Source organism: Acinetobacter sp. YH12098 (assembly GCF_013419235.1).
Taxonomy (GTDB): Bacteria; Pseudomonadota; Gammaproteobacteria; order Pseudomonadales; family Moraxellaceae; genus Acinetobacter; species Acinetobacter amyesii.
This window is the reverse complement of record NZ_VPAO01000028.1, coordinates 1-17,675: the sequence shown is the minus strand read 5'-3', so window position 1 is coordinate 17,675 and position 17,675 is coordinate 1. Positions and strand designations below refer to the sequence as shown.

The window sequence follows — 17,675 nt, the reverse complement described above, 5'->3', positions numbered from 1 at the left end:
TCCTATTATTTTTTTATCCCCAAAAAAATTAACCCACTAATTAGCATTGGTCTATAATTTTATACAGATACAATAACTCATCTAACAATCCGTATATCGAAAGGATATACTGACCACCAATTAGTTTGCCATTAGCTCTTATTAAAACTTACTTGTTATGAAAAAGCTATCTTGTTCAGGCCTTGTTCATCCATTTTTTTTGGCCATTATTATTATTTTGGTCGCAATTCCAATGGGTTTCTATGGCATGTATCTCTATATTGCCCCGTCTTTGCCTGAAATGTCCATCTTAAAAAAGGCTCCATTATTAAAACCATTACAGGTTTATAGTGCTGATAATGAGCTGATTGCAGAATATGGTGGCAAACTTTCGGTCCCTGTAGAGTACGACCAAATCCCGTCTCATTTCATTCATGGCTTTTTAGCTGCGGAAGATTCTTCGTTTTTTGAACACAGCGGCATTAGTTTCAAAGGATTGGGGCGTGCCGTCAGTGAAAGTATTACCGGTTCCGATGTGCAAACCGGTGGTTCAACCATTACCATGCAGGTTGCAAAAAACTATTATCTGACTCCAGAGCGTACTTTAAAACGTAAACTGACCGAAGTTTTCCTTGCTCGAAAAATTGAACAAAATCTAAGTAAAGAAGAAATTTTAACGCTGTATGTCAACAAAATCTTTTTAGGAAAAAATGCCTATGGGATCGCAGCAGCAGCAAAAATTTATTATAACAAGAGCCTGCAAGATTTAAGTTTGGCTCAAATGGCAATGATTTCAGGCTTACCTAAAGCACCTTCAAAATACAATCCTGTAGCCAACCCAAAACGTGCTTTAGAACGTCGTAATTGGATTTTAGGACGTATGTTGCAATTGGGTTATATCAATCAATCTGAATATCAAAAAGCGATTGCTGAACCGATTAATCTCGATATGCCTGACCGCGGGGTCAGCAACAAATTCCCCTACGTCGGGGAAATGGTTCGCTCTGAGCTCGTAGAAAAGCTTGGTGAACAAGCGACGGATTCTGGCTATAAAGTCTACACCACTATCAACAGCCAACGCCAAGCCTATGCTGAGCAGGCTGTACAAGAGGGTCTCGAAGCTTACGATAGACGACATGGTTGGCGTGGTGCAGAAGCACATGATGAACCCTTAAAAAACTTTATTCCATATGCCAACACCTATCCTGCCGAAGTAACCAAAGTCAACAACACCAGTATCGAAGTGTTGATGCAAGACGGCAGTAGTGTGACAGTTCCATGGTCAGGTTTATCTTGGGCACGCCCCTATCGCAATGCCAATAGTGTAGGCAATGCGCCTAGCAAAGCCTCTCAAATTGTAAAAGTAAAAGATATTATTCGCCTACGTCCGAATGCGGACAAAAGCTCATGGGCTTTGGTGCAAATTCCCAAAGCGCAAGGTCAATTAATTGCACTTAATCCCAACAATGGTGGTATTGAAGCCATTGTGGGTGGTTATAATTTTTATCAATCTAAATTTAACCGTGCTCTACAAGGCTGGCGTCAGCCGGGTTCAACCATTAAACCCTTTGTTTATGCTTTAGCACTTGAACGTGGCATGACTCCGTATTCCATGGTCAATGACAATCCAATTACGATTGGCAAGTGGACGCCTAAAAACTCTGACGGTCGCTATTTAGGGATGATACCTCTACGCCGTGCCCTCTATTTATCACGTAACACAGTTTCAGTACGCTTATTACAAGTCGTCGGGATTGAACGTACTCGCCAATTATTTATGGATTTTGGCTTACAAGAAAACCAAATTCCAAGTAACTACACCATTGCTTTAGGTACCCCACAGGTGTTGCCGATTCAAATGGCGACAGGTTATGCGACTTTTGCCAACGGTGGATATCGTATTCAACCCCATTTTATTAGCCGTATTGAAGATGCTTATGGCAAAGTCATTTATCAAGCCAATCCTGAATATGCATGTATTCAATGTATCAATCAAAAGGACGAAGTTGAATCTGCAGATCCGACCACGCCGGATGATGAAGTGATTGAAGTCACCAATCAGGATAACAAGCCCGCTGAATCAAAAATTTCCGATACTGAAGCAGCAAACTATAAACAAGCTCAGCGGATTTTGAAGTCAAGTTCAGCCTTTGATATGGCGAACATCTTGCGTGACGTGATCCAACACGGTACAGGTCGTGCGGCTTTAAAAATTGGTCGCGGTGATTTAGGCGGTAAAACCGGTACAACCAATGATGCAAAAGACGCGTGGTTTGCTGGATTTAATGGAAAATTGGTCACTGTGGCTTGGGTCGGTTTTGACCAACCCTCTACTTTAGGTCGCCGTGAATATGGTGGTGTTGCAGCATTGCCTATTTGGTCAGATTTTATGGCGAAATCACTTAAAGGCACACCTGAAGCTTGGGTGCGTTTAGACACCCATGCCAAGAATCCAATCAACCGTAATTCGGCTAAAGCGACTCAAGGTCAACCTGAACAAGATCGTGCAGCAACGCCACCAATGGCTCAACCGCTGTATCGTCCTGCTCCTGTTGCACCGAAGCCTCAGGCTTCGCAAAATGATTTTGACGACCTTCCTGGGTCTACTGAAACCAATCTTGCACCGACTCGAACTGCGCCTCCGCCAATGCAGCCTAAACCACAAGGTGCAGAGCATAAAACGGACGCACTTGATCATCTCATCGATCAAGTTCAGTAAATACTGCATAAAAAAAGCCCTCAAACGAGGGCTTTTTTATCACTTCCAATGCATTATTTCTTTTTAAAGAGATAAATTTGATACTGCGCTTGCAACTCAAATTGTTCATTTTTTTCTAGAGCTTCTCGACGCTCAGCTTTCACTTTATAGGCATAAGGTGTCATTGCAATTAAGTTTTTGAGATCCTGCTGAGAAAGTGACATTTTCGCTTGTACCACTTGCTCACTTTCCAATTCAAAATCATTCGCCAGTTGTTCCACAAATTTATGCGGTTCATGTAGTTTTACTTCTTCAAACAGGGCTTCACGCATTGCATAAAGATGCTCTGGCGCAGGTGTAACCACCATCAAGTGCCCTTCAGGCTTTAACACACGAAGGATTTCTTCTTGAGGAATAGGACTAAATAAACTCGTACACAAGTCAATCGAATGATCTAATACAGGTAAGGTTGCCCCTGTCCCAACCACCCAAGTCACCTCTTTATTCAGTTTAGCGGCCACTTGTACTGCATTTTTAGCAATATCGACACCCACACACTGTAATACTTCAGCTTGCATTGCATTGGTGTAATAGCCTTCACCACAGCCAATATCCAACAAGTTTTCAACACGTAACTTTTGAATCAAAGCCACTACTGCCTGTTGCAAAGGTGCATAGTGACCTGCACTTAAAAATGCTCGACGCGCCTGTACAGATTCAGGCGTATCACCCGGATTTTTACTGTGTTTATGTTGAACCACATGTAAATTGACATAGCCTTGTTTTGCAACATCATAGCTATGATTATTTTCACAGCGCCATGTCCGCTCTGTGAGTTTTAATGCTTCACGGCATACAGGACACATCAACAGGTTCATCATTTACTCCACTATATTTTGAAATAAAAAAACCGGCATCTGTGGGAGCAAATGCCGGTTTTGTTTATTTATTTGCTTAACGTAATTTTAAAGTCATTAGACCTAAAACTACCAGCATAATTGTAATAATCCAGAAACGAATCACCACCTGCGTTTCACGCCATCCCTTTTTCTCATAATGATGGTGCAGCGGTGCCATTAAGAATACGCGCTTATTCCGCATACGCAGCGAGCCAATTTGCAAGAAGACAGAAATAGCTTCAACCACGAAAACACCGCCCATAATGGCAAAAACGATTTCTTGACGAACCATGACTGCAATCGTACCGAGCATCGCACCTAGAGATAAGGCACCGACATCACCCATAAAGACTTGAGCAGGATGCGCATTAAACCATAAGAATGCCAAGCCAGCACCGATCATTGCCGCACAGATCACGACAAGTTCAGATGCATATTTCACATAAGGGATATGTAAATAATCAGCAAAACGGACATCACCAGCCAGATAAGCAAATACACCTAAACCTGCGGCAACCAAAACGATTGGCATAATCGCCAAACCATCCAAACCATCGGTTAAGTTCACAGCATTGGATGCGCCGTTAATCACCAAATAAGTAAAGACAATAAAGCCGATACCAAGTGGGATAATAGACAACGGAATGCTAATTTCTTTAAAGAATGGAATCAGCAGATCCAACATATTTGAAGTATGTACTGGGTTTGCTTGCTGTGTCGCAATCACATAGAGTGCAATACCAGCACCTAAAGATGCCACAGAAGTCCAAAAGAATTTCTTCTTCGCAGGCAGACCTGCATTGTCTTTATAACGGATTTTAATCCAGTCATCTGCCCAACCCACAGCACCAAAAATCACCATCACCCCAAGTACAATCCATACATAAGGGTTTGAAAGATCGGCCCAAAGTAAGGTTGAAATACCAATAGACAGTAAAATCAACACACCACCCATAGTTGGTGTGCCCATTTTTTTGGCATGATTTTCAGGTGCAAATGAACTGACTGCCTGACCATATTTGAGAGCTTGCAATTTGCGAATCATCACAGGTCCAAGCAACAGACCAATGGCCAATGCCGTTAAGACACTGAGTAGCGAACGAAGCGTTAAATAACGAACAACCTGAAACGAGCTGTGATAACCCGCAAGCTGCTCAAATAACCATAACAGCATTAAAGTTTCTCCATCAATTCAGCCATCAAAGTTTCCATGTGGGTATAACGAGAACCTTTAAACAGGAAACTCATGGACTGAGGCTGATGTGTTTTGACTAGACTAATTAATAACGGTAAGGCCTGTTCTTGAGATAGAAAGGCCTGTAATTTTTTACCATATTGGGTACTGCGCGCGCCTTCTTGCACGGCAGGTGAAAACTCACCGACAGCAACGACAAATTGAAGACCGGCGTGTGAAACAAGGTCACGTCCCAACATGTAGTGCTGCTGTGCAGCAGATGAACCTAACTCACCAATATCCCCAATGACCATGACTTTGATGCCATCTTGCTGTGCAAGTACATCAGCAGCAGCACGCATTGAGGTTGGATTTGCATTGTAAGTATCATCAATAAACAAATAATCTTTATGTTGAATAAAATTTAGACGACCTTTGGCACCTGTTGCATGTTCAAGACCCACAACGATGTCATCTAAACTCACGCCAATCGACAACGCAAAAGCTGCGGCAGCAGTTGCATTTTGCACATTATGCTCACCCGCAAATGGCAGTTGAACAGGACGCGAACCTTGTGGCGTATTTAAGATAAATCGTGAAGATTGAGCCTGAAGTTCAGTCTCAGTCGCAAAAACATCCCCGCCCTGACCAAAACTCATTACTTGCTCAGTTTGCACCGCTTGACGAATGGCATCTGTAAAATCATCTGCCGCAGGGACAATCGAAGTTCCTGTTTTCGCTATATGTGCATAAATTTCAGACTTGGCACGACAAATACCATCACGCCCACCAAACTCCCCCATATGAGCGGTGCCAATATTTAAAATACCGGCAACCTGAGGCTGTACCAAATTTGAGGTGTAATCAATTTCACCTTTATGACTGGCACCAAGCTCCATCACGGCATACTGATGTTCTGGACGTAACTCAAGTAACATCATCGGTACGCCAAGGTCATTATTTAAATTACCGCGCGTAATTAACGTTGGTGCAAGACGAGAAAGGATACTCCCGAGCATCTCTTTGGTTGTGGTTTTACCACTACTTCCTGTCAAGGCAATCACTTTTAAGGCTGGGTTTTGGGCACGACGAAATGCACCTAAATGTCCAAGTGCTAAACGTGTATCTGCAACCACCAACTGACAAATATCCACATCGACCGGATGACTGACAATGGCAATTTCACAACCCTTTTCAGCCACTTGAGCAAGGAAATCATGCGCATCAAAGCGTTCACCTTTCAGGGCAAGAAAAGCATCTCCTTGCTCTGCATGACGTGAATCGGTCAAAATTCGTTTCACAGGACCTGTCGGCGCTTGATTATTATGCCAGTGCCCTTGTGTCGCTTGAACCAACTGTTCGGCAGTCCAAGGTTCTAACTGAACCGTACTGGTCGTTGAAGTATGCATATCTGTTTCCTATTGCGCTGGATAAGCCGAGTCAGTGTTGTGATGCTGTGAATCAATCGCTGATTTCACTTCCACCACATCATCAAACCAATGTCGAACACCATTAATTTCTTGATAGTTTTCATGGCCTTTACCAGCAATCACCACAATATCACCAGCTTGCGCATGGCTGACTGCGAATTTAATCGCTTCACGGCGGTCATGGATTTCATGGACAGTTTTTCCAGTAAAATCAATACCAGCCTTCATATCTGCAAAAATTTGTTCTGGGTTTTCAGTACGTGGATTATCCGAGGTAATCAACGCCACATCTGCATGGTTTAATGCCGCTTGTGTCATCAATGGACGCTTACCACGATCACGATCACCACCACAGCCAAACACTGCCCATAACTGTTGCGATACATGACGTTTTAAGGTCTGTAACACTTGAATCAAGGCATCTGGTGTATGTGCATAATCCACCACAAACAGGCGCTCATCATCACGGATCACTTGCATACGACCCGGCGCACCTTTTAACTCAGGCGCAGTTGCGATCAAGGCAGATAAGTCAAAACCCGCTTGCTCCGCTGAAATTAAGCTCGCCACAATATTTTCAATATTGAAGTGTCCCAATAATGGACTTTGCACCACAAATTCAGCTTGAGCAGTACGCAATTTAAATTGTGCGCCCGTTAAGCTGTATTGAATATCCGTCACTTGATAATCCGCAGCCTGACGCGTTGAATAAGTCAAAATTTTAGGCTGAGCCGGATTTTGACGTGCGGCATTCAGCATCACTTCGGCATGTTCATCATCAAGATTGATGACTGCAACTTTGAGCGATGGAAACTGAAATAAACGTGATTTCGCTTCAGCATAGGCTTCAAGAGTTTTATGATAATCCAAATGGTCACGACTTAAATTGCTATAAGCGGCAATTTCAATTGCACAGCCATTTAATCGACCTTGTTCTAATCCGTGCGAACTTGCCTCAATGGCAGCAAACTCTGCACCCTCAAGCGCGTAGGTATGCAACGCATTTTGCATATGTAACGCATCTAAAGTAGTGTGAGATGAGGCTTCTAAATTCGGTAAAATTCCGTTACCAGTGGTTCCCATCACTGCACATTTTTTGCCTTGCAGCATGAGTAATTCAGCGATTAAGCGTGAGATCGTGGTTTTACCATTGGTACCCGTCACTGCCAAAATTCGTGCAGCTTGAACCGGTTGAGTCGCCTGTAAATATTGCTTTTGCCACTGCCCCATCAATTGACGCACATCCGCGATCACGACACTTTGATCCAAACCCAAATCAGTTTCTGAAATGACCGCCAGCGCGCCATTTTCTAACGCTGTACGTGCAAATTGTGCTGTTTTTTCAGGTTGCGAAAACGAAGTCAGGGCAATAAATATTTGCCCTGCTGTAACTTTGCGACTATCCAGATTGAAGCCCTGAAAGGATTGCGACATCCATTCAGCGGGCTGTTCAACGGTGTATAGATCTTGAAACGTAATTTTCATTCATCACCTATTACTGGATCTTAGGAGTGTCTAAAGGTTTATCTAAAGGTACGTTCATTAAACGTAAAGATTCTTGCATTACACGAGCAAAAACGGGTGCAGCCACCAGACCACCGTAATACTGACCTGTTGGGTTTTCCACCACAACAATCATGGCCAAACGTGGATCACTCACTGGTGCGACACCAGCAAAGAGTGCACGATATTCTGAAGTCGAATAGCCTTTACGGTCTGCACGTAATTTATGTGCTGTACCAGTTTTACCCGCCACGCGATAACCCGGAATATTGGCTTGACGTGCCGTACCACCCGGCAAGGTCACCGCTTCCATCATTAAAAGCACTTGATCAGCAATTTTAGGGTCAACCATCTGCTCACCTTTCGGCTTTTCCTCAAGCTTGTACAAGCTCAGTGGCATTTTGACGCCCTTGTTGGCAATCATGGCATATGCATCAGCCAGTTGGAGTACTGTAGCGTTCAAACCATAACCATAAGCCATGGTTGCTACTTCTGACACATTCCATTTGCTCTTCGGCAAAATCAGACCAGCACTTTCACCGGGGAATTTCACCGCTGAACGTTGACCAAAGCCAAGACGTTGATAGAATGTCGGCAATGTTTCATAAGGGAGAGATAAAGCGATTTTTGCCACACCAACGTTAGACGATTTTTGAATAATGCCGCCCAAAGTCAAAGGACCATAGTTATGCGTATCTCGAATAGTATGATTCCCAACGCGCATTGAACCCGGTGTGGTATTTACCACCGTATTTGCCGTGTATTTGCCGCTTTCCAACGCCATTGCCACGGTCATTGGCTTCATGGTTGAACCTGGCTCAAAGGAGTCAATCGCACCACGGTTACGCATGGCATCTTTATTTAAAACGCCTTTTTTATCGTTCGGGTTGTACGACGGCCAAGAGGTCATCGCCAAAATTTCACCCGTTTTAACATCCACGGCAATCGCGGTTGCAGAACGTGCATTATTGGCCACCCCTGCGGCGGTCAACTCACGGTACATGATGTATTGCAAACGTGAATCGATACTGAGCGTGATATTTTCGCCCGACTCGACTTCTTTCACGATCTCAGGGTCTTTAACGCGGTTGCCCTTTTTATCACGGACAATTTGCTGCGCACCATCGACACCTGAAAGACGTTCATTCAGTTGCATTTCCAAGCCTTCAATACCCATGCCCTCACTATTGGTTAAACCAATAATTTGTGAGTTCGGCTGAGGCTGTGGATAGTAGCGCTTATAGTTTTTCTCGGTATACACACCCTGAAAGTCACGTTTCATGATCAATTCAGCTTGTTGCGGCGGAACTTCTTTCTTTAAAACCAAATAACGGGAACGTGGACGCTCATTGAGCTTGCGTTTCAGTTCAGCACGATCCATTCCGACAGCATCGGCAAGTTCATCTAAGTTCAGATTTTTATCGGGTAATTGACGTTTTAACTTACGGTTATTTGGATCTTTAGCCAATTCAGCCGTGGTTTCTTCAAAGAGTTTTTTATTGTCAAAATAATCACGTGGATCGATCACGATTTTCATGATCGGAGTACTAATCGCTAAAGGTACACCGTGACGGTCATAGATTACACCGCGCATGGCTTTTAAGGTTTCAGTTCTTAAAATTTTCGCATTGGCTTTATTTTGTAAAAAGTCTTTATTGATGATTTGTACATAAAAAGCCCGCCCCACCAATGCAATGAAGCACAGTAAAACCACCGCCCACATCAAGTGATAGCGCCACATCTCCACCGAAATGGCTGTACGACCAGTAACAGACTGCTGTTTCTTACGCGGAGTTTGTTTGTTTCTCTTTTCAACCATGTGACCGGCAGCCTATTTTTTCTGTTCTGGAGTTTGTGGCAATGAAATAACAACGGTTTGTGCAATAGGAGGCGAATACATGCGTAATTGGGTAACTGCACGTGTCCCAATTTGGGCTGTTGCACCGAAAGTTTGTTGTTCGATCAGCAAACGTCCCCATTCTGCGTTGAGGTCATCCCTTTCACGCATATAGGTACTCAATTGACGATAATCTTGGCGATATTCAAAGACTTGAAAGACCACCATAATCGCACTCACAAAAACCAAGAGCAATAAAATGCCGTATGTAATGATTTTCTTCGACTGCGATTGATCAGAGTTTTTTTCGATTGCTTCGGTTTTCATTCTTTGCCTTTTAAGCTAAACGCTCTGCCACACGAAGCCAAGCACTACGAGATCGTGGATTGGCTTTAACTTCTTCTTCACTTGCTTTAATTCGTGACACTTTTTTTAAGCGGCGGGTATCTTCGCGTTTTTGTGGTAAACCCCAGCCTGTGTCTTCTGCAAGTGTAGATTCTTTTTGAATAAATTGTTTAATTAAACGATCCTCTAAAGAGTGGAAACTGATCACTGCAAGAGTGCCTTCAGGTTTCAGCATATCCACCGCTTGAGGTAAGAAGATATCAATATCGTCGAGTTCTTTGTTAATAGCAATACGAATTGCTTGGAAAGTTCGTGTCGCTGCATGTTTATTTTTTTCCCATTTCGGGTGGGCAACTTTCACAATTTCGGCCAATTGAGCTGTGGTTTCAATATACCCTGCCGCTTTAATTGCTTTAGCAATACGGCGGCTATAACGCTCTTCACCATATTTAAAAATAATATTGGCCAAATCTTCTTCTTCAATATCAACCAACCACTCTGCGGCTGTTGGGCCTTGTGAGTTGTCCATACGCATATCGAGTGGGCCATCTTTCATAAAGCTAAAGCCACGCTCTGCTTGGTCTAGCTGCGGAGATGACACCCCTAAATCCGCCATAATACCGTCGACCAAATCGACACCACGACTACGCAGTTCCTCTTTTAAATCGGCAAAACTGGCGTGAATAATTTTAAAACGCGCATCTTCTTGTTCTAATTCTGCTGCAACGGCCAATGCTTGCGGGTCTTTATCAAAGGCATAAACACGTGCATTTTCATCTAATTTAGACAGTAATAAACGCGTATGACCACCACGCCCAAATGTGCCATCTACGAAAATTCCTGTATTGCGATCTGCCAGTAAAGCATCAACAGTTTCATGAAGTAATACAGAAATATGCGACATAAGGGTTCGTTCAACACAGCTAAAAATGTAACTGCACATTATTACCTTGTTTTAGCAAAGCTCCAAACGTCTTTTTGTACAGAAATATTACTTTCCATAGAGAAAACCGTTTTTATTTTTTGCCATCCATTAAAAAACCTCCCGAAGGAGGTCTTTGAACATCTCAAATCCTAGATTTCGATGTATTAGCGCTTGTTATTGTAGATCTGATCGAAGATCGCACCATTCACAAAATGTGTTTGTTGAGCTTTTGCCCAACCACCAAACACTTCATCAATGGTAAAGGTTTTTAATGGCGGGAACTGTGATTTATATTTTGCTAAAACTGCTGCATTACGTGGGCGGTAAAAATGACGAGCTGCCATCTCTTGACCTAATGGAGAATAAAGATAATTGATATAGCCTTGAGCTAACCATTTATTACCATTTTTATCGACAGTTTTGTCTACGATTGCCACTGAAGGCTCAGTCAAAATCGACATCGATGGATACACGATATCAAATTTGTTTTTACCCAAAGTTTTTTGCGTAACTAAAGCTTCGTTTTCCCAAGTCAATAACACATCACCAATACCACGTTCTGCAAATGTAGTCATCGATGCACGTGCCGCAGAGTCCATTACTTTTACGTTATGGTACATCTTACCCACGAAATCTTTGGCTTTCGCTTCATTACCACCCGGCTGTTTCAAAGCATAACCCCAAGCTGACAAGTAAACCCAACGTGGGAGACCGCCAGTTTTCGGGTTCGGGGTAATAATTTGTACACCCGGTTTGGTTAAATCAGACCAATCTTTAATATGTTTCGGGTTGCCCTTACGCACCATGAATACAATCGTTGACGTATATGGCGCTGAGTTATGTGGAAACTCTTTTTGCCAACCCGGCTGAATCTGACCAGACTTCACAATTTCTTCGATGTCATTGGCCAAGGCCAAAGTCACGACATCACCTTTTAAACCGTCAACCACAGAACGGGCTTGTTTGCCTGAACCACCATGTGATTGTTTAAATGCGACCGTTTTACCGGTACGCTCTTTCCAATATGCACCAAATGACTTATTAAATTCGTCATAAAATTCACGCGTTGCATCATAAGAAACATTTAAAAATTCACGATCAGCGGCCTGAGCAGACGCTGAAAATGCAACACCAGTGGCAAGCAACGCGGCACTGAGCCACGCCTTAAATTGAGTTTTCATAACAGCCAGCATAAAGTTATATTCAATACTGCTAAATATATGAAATAAAGTCATAAATCGCAATTGCAGCGTGTTTAGACGCTTTGTTGAATACAGCTAAGGCTACGAATTTAATTGTTTGTTTTTCATATTAAAATACACAAAAACAATCTACTTATTCCCTATATATAGATTTTTATGCATTACATATGCAAAAAACGGATAATCTAAATTATCCGTTTTACACCACTCAACTTTATTTACAGACTTACTCTTTATTCTTTTCACTATAGATTTGATCGAAAATCGCACCATTCACAAAATGTGTTTTTTGCGCTTTAGCCCAACCGCCAAACACTTTATCAATGGTAAACATTTGAACTTTCGGAAATTGAGCAGCGTATTTTGCTGTGGCTTTTGCATCGCGAGGGCGGAAGAAATATTTACCTGCCAGCTCTTGGCCTTTAGGTGAATATAGATAGTTCAAATAACCCTTCGCCAAATTTCGATTACCATTTTTATCGACGGTTTTATCCACTACTGCCACTGAAGGTTCGGCTAAAATCGAAATAGACGGATAAATAATGTCATATTTATCTTTGCCTAGGCCCTGAGTCGCCAACAGTGCCTCATTTTCCCAAGACAGTAAGACATCTCCAATGCCACGCTCAGCAAAGGTCGTGAGTGAACCACGCGCGCCTGAATCTAAAACTTTGACATTGCTATAGAGTTTTTTTACCAATTCTTTGGCTTTGGCCTCATTTCCACCCGGCTGTTTTAATGCATATCCCCAAGCTGATAAATAGATCCAACGCGGTGCGCCGCCTGTTTTTGGATTTGGTGTAATAATTTCAACGCCCGGTTTGGTCAGGTCATTCCAATCTTTAATTTTTTTCGGGTTACCTTTGCGCACCAAAAATACGATGGTTGAGGTATACGGTGCAGAATTATGTGGAAATTGTTTTTGCCAGTTTTTATTGATTTGCCCAGTCGCCACAATTTCATCAATATCATTGGCCAATGCCAAAGTCACGACATCTGCCTGCAAACCTGTCGCCACTGCACGAGCTTGTTTGCCAGAGCCACCGTGAGATTGTTTAAAATTAATCTCTTGTCCTGTACGTTTTTTCCAATATTGTCCAAATTCTTGGTTATATTCCTGATAAAACTCACGTGTTGGGTCATAAGAAACATTTAAGAAATCTTTTGCGGCATACACCTGTACCGCCACCCCACCCAACAAAGCGAAAATTCCCGATGCTATTATTTTTTTCATCTGCTCAAACTCAAATTGATATTGAGAGCACTATATAAATCAAAAATAACTTTAACAATCAGCTATCTATAATATAAATTCAAATCTATTTCTGTTTTAAAGATATCTAAAAATAACGTATTTAAAGCTTTAATTCTGCTAATACAGCAACAATCAGAAGCGATCTCCATGCTATCTTCATAGTTGTTTGCTAAAACATCCGAAAATCTGGAGAAAACAGTCTATTTAGGTAATCCTAGTACAGACTTTTTTAGTTTTTTTGTAAAAATTGTGACGTAGTTCTACTTTTTAATTACGAAAGATGGTTAAATCGTAGTCTAAATATTAAAACTATTTTGCAAATAAAAAGTTCCATCACCAAAACTAGGGGGAGATTTGGACATGAAATTTTCATACGCACTATGCCTAGGCTTAAGTTTAAGTGTGACTGCACAGACTGCTTTGTGTGCTGCAACCAGCACCGCATCGAATAATAAACTTACGATGCCTGCTGAACGTACCTCATTGATCGAAAAAGCGATTAATCAGCAAAAATCTGAAGGCAAAGGCCGTACAGACGATAATTTAAAAGTACTTACGTCTATTAAAGCTGCACCGACTCAAAGTTTCTTTGCATCACAAAACCAAAGTTTTTCTCGTTTTGTTCAAGCCATTTTCTCTGGTAGTAGCTCATAACGACATCAGCATACTCATGTCATCCAAGCTATTGTTTTAGACGAGTTCCCCTACTGTCGTCTAAAAAACACTAAAAACGCCTGATCATTCAATGTTGAATTAAGCATTAAGTGATCAGGCTTTTTCGTTATAATAGATCCCAATTTACATTCTGATTAAAAGCTGATTATGACTGTTCGTACTCGTATCGCACCTTCTCCTACTGGTTTCCCGCACGTTGGGACTGCTTATATTGCATTGTTTAACTTATGTTTTGCGAAGCAACATGGCGGTGAATTTATTCTTCGTATTGAAGATACAGACCAACTACGCTCTACCCCAGAATCTGAGAAAATGATTTTAGATTCATTGCGTTGGTTAGGTTTGAACTGGTCAGAAGGTCCAGATGTGGGTGGCCCTCATGCGCCATACCGTCAATCTGAACGTATGGACATTTATAAACAATATGCTTTGGAACTGGTTGAAAAAGGTCATGCGTTCTACTGCTTCGCAACAGCAGAAGAACTCGATCAAATGCGTGCGGAACAACAAGCGCGTGGTGAATCACCGCGTTATGACGGTCGTGGCTTAAAACACACTGCAGAAGAAGTTGCACAGCGTTTGGCTGCTGGTGAACCGCATGTCATTCGTATGAAAGTGCCTGAAGAAGGGATTTGTAAATTTAACGACTTACTTCGTGGTGAAGTCGAAATTCCTTGGGCGCAAGTCGACATGCAAATTCTACTGAAAACCGATGGTTTACCGACGTATCACTTGGCAAACGTGGTTGATGACCATTTAATGAAAATCACTCACGTGATTCGTGGTGAAGAATGGATTCCATCTGCGCCTAAACACCAATTATTGTACAAATATTTTGGTTGGGACATGCCTGTACTTTGCCACATGCCGCTGTTACGTAACCCAGATAAATCAAAACTGTCTAAGCGTAAAAACCCAACCTCAATTAACTACTACAAAGACATCGGCGTTTTACCTGAAGCATTATTGAACTACTTAGGCCGTATGGGCTGGTCAATGCCGGATGAAAGTGAAAAATTCACTTTGGCTGAAATGATTGAACACTTTGACATTCAACGTGTATCACTAGGCGGTCCAATCTTTGATGTTGAAAAGTTGAACTGGTTAAATGGTCAATGGATTAAAGGTTTAACACCAGGTCAATTGCTCGACACCCTACTGGCTTGGAAATCAGATCGTAATACCTTGGAAGAAATTGCTGCTGCGATTCAACCACGTATTAATTTATTGTCTGAAGCAGTGAATTGGGCAGGTTTCTATTTCAACCAATTCCCAACACTCAGCAAAGAACAGTTTGAAAGCAAAAAATTGACTGAAGAACAAGTTCGTCAAAGCCTTCAATTTGCCATTTGGCGTCTAGAAAGCATGTTCACTTGGAACAATGATACTGTCAGCCAAACGCTTATGGATTTGGCGAACCAAATGGACATTAAACTTCGTGACTTCATGCCAACCTTCTTTATTGCTATTGCAGGTTCAACATCTTCGACACCGGTTATGCAATCGATGGTAACCATTGGTCCTGATTTAACATTTGCTCGCTTACGTCATGCACTTGAAATTGTGGGTGGTCCGAGCAAAAAAGAAACAAAAGCATGGGAAAAACTCAATGAAAGCCTAAAACTGCCGAAAAATAATGCAGTTGATGAAGCTTAATTGATTTTTTAGTTGACGGATGGGCGTTATCCCCCTAATATAGCGCCCATACCGAGAGATGGTGTCAACCAACTCTAAGTTGCCTCAAATTGTCCCTATCGTCTAGAGGCCTAGGACATCGCCCTTTCACGGCGGTAACCGGGGTTCGAATCCCCGTAGGGACGCCATATTCAAGGTGATGCAAATCATCTTATAAAAAACCCAAGCATTATGACTTGGGTTTTTTATTGCCTAAATTTTATCTGATTTAAATTTACGGTATTTTTGCTTTCTGCGTCATTCTGATTAAAATAAACCATAGATTAAAATTATGGAGTTGCAATGCAATACCGTTGCCCTAAATGTCAAAGCCCTAAAATTATGCCTCTTGCGCAAGCAGGCCAGCCTGTTGCTCGTCCTGTCGTGCCTAAAAGCCTGATTATCCTCATCCCTGCGGTATTTATTCTTTTACTGTTGGTGATTATCAGCATCGCAATGTGGATTTTTGGTGACGGTGCAGGTACTACATTACAAACTGCGACTGTTGTTGTATTTATTGCCTGCTTGATTGCTGGCTTCATGTTCTATCGCGACCTGCCAGATTTTAAAATCTCAATGCAAGGTTTTATGCAATCACAGAAAAAATGGAAATGCCGCGAATGTAATCATGAGTGGGAAATCTAAACAGGCCATTTAAATCACATCAGCATTAGTGCTGATGTGGTTCATCATGAGAATGCGCGTGATCATCTTGAAGGTGCTCATGTGCATGATCAGACTTTTGGGTGTGTTGGTGTACCACACATTCATCCTCTTCGATCTGCAAAGTCATCTCCGTGATTCCGTGTTCATGTTGCAACATTTCAATCGCCTCAAAATACAAGGCATTACGATCGGCTTCAGGTGCAAAGAGATGAACCGTCAAATGCACATTCTTTGACGTAATTGCCCAGACCTTTAACTGGTGAATACTCTCCACCCCTTTGAGTGCCAATAAATCATTGCGTAATTTTTCAATGTCAATTTCTTCAGGCACACCTTCCAATAAAATATTGATACTTTGTTTGAGTAAAATCCAAGTCCTTGGTAAGACCCAAAAGCCAATGAGCACCGCAATAAGCGTATCGACCCACATCCAGCCGGTAAAATAAATAATCGCTGCGCCAATAATCACACCGACCGAACCTAAGGCATCACTTAACACCTCTAGATACGCCCCTTTCACATTCAAGCTTTCTTGTGAACTGGAAAATAAAATACGCATCGAGATTAAGTTAATGATTAGACCGATGACGGCCACAATTATCATGCCCATACTTTGAATTTCCGGCGGCGTTGAAAAGCGCTGATAGGCCTCATACAAAATATAAATCGCAACCACAAATAGCATCAAGGCATTAAACAAGGCTGCCAAAATTTCAAAACGCTGATAGCCAAAGGTACGTTTGTTATCAGCAGGAAGCTTGCCAATTTTGATCGCGACCAATGCTATGGCAAGGGCTGCAGCATCGGTGAACATATGTGCCGCATCTGACAATAGCGCCAAACTTTGCGTCATAAATCCAGCAATGACTTCAATAATCAAAAACGTCGTGGTCAGTACTAAGGCAAAACTTAATTTTTTGACATTCCCTTCTGTGACAACGGCATGGCTGTGGTCATGCCCATGATGCTCACTCATTATTTTCTGACCTTATAAATTATATGTTCTTCAGTCTTGAGCTTAACAGGTACAGTAAACGTAATAAAATTACATCATTCAACCTTCAGTATTACGTTTTACCTTCAAACTTTAAAACTGCTTTTTCAGCATCTACTTTCAATTTATTCAAATTAATTTTTCGCGATCTAGATGACTGAAATTACTTATAAATATTTTTCAAGAACTATTCACATATCATGACAAGCATGCTAATTTTCATCTTAAGTGTGATCTGTTTAAAACAATTAAATCATTCATCGCAGCGCACGAATGACTGCAATTAATATTTTTATTAGGGTCTGTTGACATTTGTTGATTAAAAAAATAGCGAGATAGTAAAATTAAATCGCCAAACCCAATTTTACACTCGCTATGCCTCGAACAATGCTAAATGATCAACACTGGTCCAAGTTACT

14 protein-coding genes and 1 tRNA gene are annotated in these 17,675 nt (G+C 41.9%); 5 read left to right on the top strand and 10 right to left on the bottom strand.

Annotated features, from left to right (window positions below; genetic code table 11):
- The first annotated feature begins 157 nt into the window (after positions 1-157).
- A complete protein-coding gene (gene ponA / locus FTU38_RS10595) occupies positions 158-2,698 on the top strand; it encodes a penicillin-binding protein PBP1a (protein ID WP_180111112.1) in 2,541 nt (846 codons plus the stop codon).
- A 53-nt stretch (positions 2,699-2,751) separates the two neighbouring features.
- On the opposite strand, the gene FTU38_RS10590 is transcribed toward ponA, so the two are convergent.
- The 9 genes from FTU38_RS10590 to FTU38_RS10550 all read right to left on the bottom strand — a co-directional run bounded on the left by FTU38_RS10590 (position 2,752) and on the right by FTU38_RS10550 (position 13,226).
- Entirely contained in the window at positions 2,752-3,555 is an 804-nt protein-coding gene (locus FTU38_RS10590; RefSeq protein ID WP_180021660.1) for a putative RNA methyltransferase, read from the bottom strand.
- Between the two features lie 76 nt (positions 3,556-3,631).
- Positions 3,632-4,750 (bottom strand): phospho-N-acetylmuramoyl-pentapeptide-transferase, encoded by a 1,119-nt coding sequence (mraY, locus tag FTU38_RS10585; RefSeq protein ID WP_078189386.1) that lies wholly within the window; start codon positions 4,748-4,750, stop codon positions 3,632-3,634.
- Entirely contained in the window at positions 4,750-6,159 is a 1,410-nt protein-coding gene (murF, locus tag FTU38_RS10580; RefSeq protein ID WP_180111111.1) for a UDP-N-acetylmuramoyl-tripeptide--D-alanyl-D-alanine ligase, read from the bottom strand. The genes mraY and murF overlap by 1 nt, the downstream gene beginning before the upstream one ends.
- 9 nt (positions 6,160-6,168) lie before the next feature.
- Positions 6,169-7,665, bottom strand: a complete 1,497-nt coding sequence (locus FTU38_RS10575; RefSeq protein WP_180111110.1) for a UDP-N-acetylmuramoyl-L-alanyl-D-glutamate--2,6-diaminopimelate ligase — start codon at positions 7,663-7,665, stop codon at positions 6,169-6,171.
- Positions 7,666-7,675: 10 nt separating this feature from the next.
- Entirely contained in the window at positions 7,676-9,502 is a 1,827-nt protein-coding gene (gene ftsI / locus FTU38_RS10570) for a penicillin-binding protein PBP3 (protein WP_180111109.1), read from the bottom strand.
- Positions 9,503-9,514: 12 nt separating this feature from the next.
- Positions 9,515-9,847 carry a cell division protein FtsL gene (gene ftsL / locus FTU38_RS10565; protein ID WP_078189390.1) on the bottom strand — a complete coding sequence of 111 codons (333 nt, stop codon included), beginning with the start codon at positions 9,845-9,847 and terminating at the stop codon, positions 9,515-9,517.
- A 10-nt stretch (positions 9,848-9,857) separates the two neighbouring features.
- Positions 9,858-10,769 carry a 16S rRNA (cytosine(1402)-N(4))-methyltransferase RsmH gene (rsmH, locus tag FTU38_RS10560; protein WP_180111108.1) on the bottom strand — a complete coding sequence of 304 codons (912 nt, stop codon included), beginning with the start codon at positions 10,767-10,769 and terminating at the stop codon, positions 9,858-9,860.
- Positions 10,770-10,954: 185 nt separating this feature from the next.
- The gene (locus tag FTU38_RS10555; RefSeq protein ID WP_078189545.1) at positions 10,955-11,971 is read right to left on the bottom strand and encodes a sulfate ABC transporter substrate-binding protein; all 1,017 of its coding nucleotides are present in this window, start codon (positions 11,969-11,971) and stop codon (positions 10,955-10,957) included.
- A 247-nt stretch (positions 11,972-12,218) separates the two neighbouring features.
- The gene (locus FTU38_RS10550; protein ID WP_168378188.1) at positions 12,219-13,226 is read right to left on the bottom strand and encodes a sulfate ABC transporter substrate-binding protein; all 1,008 of its coding nucleotides are present in this window, start codon (positions 13,224-13,226) and stop codon (positions 12,219-12,221) included.
- A gap of 381 nt (positions 13,227-13,607) precedes the next feature.
- On the opposite strand from FTU38_RS10550, the gene FTU38_RS10545 reads away from it, so the two are divergent.
- From FTU38_RS10545 to FTU38_RS10530, 4 genes are all read left to right on the top strand, one after another.
- The gene (locus tag FTU38_RS10545; RefSeq protein WP_180062805.1) at positions 13,608-13,901 is read left to right on the top strand and encodes a hypothetical protein; all 294 of its coding nucleotides are present in this window, start codon (positions 13,608-13,610) and stop codon (positions 13,899-13,901) included.
- A 168-nt stretch (positions 13,902-14,069) separates the two neighbouring features.
- Entirely contained in the window at positions 14,070-15,578 is a 1,509-nt protein-coding gene (gltX, locus tag FTU38_RS10540; protein ID WP_180111107.1) for a glutamate--tRNA ligase, read from the top strand.
- A gap of 91 nt (positions 15,579-15,669) precedes the next feature.
- Positions 15,670-15,745: transfer RNA gene (locus tag FTU38_RS10535), tRNA-Glu, on the top strand.
- Positions 15,746-15,899: 154 nt separating this feature from the next.
- A complete protein-coding gene (locus tag FTU38_RS10530; RefSeq protein ID WP_078189395.1) occupies positions 15,900-16,241 on the top strand; it encodes a hypothetical protein in 342 nt (113 codons plus the stop codon).
- A gap of 25 nt (positions 16,242-16,266) precedes the next feature.
- Here the strand turns inward: FTU38_RS10530 and FTU38_RS10525 are convergent, their stop codons facing one another.
- The gene (locus tag FTU38_RS10525; protein WP_180111106.1) at positions 16,267-17,238 is read right to left on the bottom strand and encodes a cation diffusion facilitator family transporter; all 972 of its coding nucleotides are present in this window, start codon (positions 17,236-17,238) and stop codon (positions 16,267-16,269) included.
- Positions 17,239-17,675 lie beyond the last annotated feature (437 nt).